This is a genomic window from Bradyrhizobium sp. LeoA1Lang (assembly GCF_055413685.1).
Window position 1 is genome coordinate 1 of sequence record NZ_JBVAPG010000722.1, and the last position, 220, is coordinate 220.

At 54.5% G+C, this 220-nt stretch carries 1 protein-coding gene; it reads right to left on the reverse strand.

The window, feature by feature from the left end; all coding sequences use genetic code 11:
- Positions 1-21 precede the first annotated feature (21 nt).
- The coding region (locus tag ACZYOF_RS45075; RefSeq protein WP_463719729.1) for a hypothetical protein at positions 22-220 on the reverse strand (199 nt) is incomplete at its 5' end.

Genomic DNA, 220 nt, shown 5'->3' on the forward strand with positions numbered 1-220 from the left:
CCCGCACACATCATCGCATGGTCACTTTGGCGTAGAGCTCACCAGGCCGCCGCCCAGCGCGCGCACTTCAAAACAAAAAGACAACTGTAATGCTAGGGTCTGTTGGGATTCAGGATTCTCATTCGTGCTTGGCTGTGATTCAAGCTTTGGATGGAACGATTCGTTTTGACTGACGGCCAATGGGCGAAGATGGAGCCGCTTTGTCTCGGCAAGCCGAGCG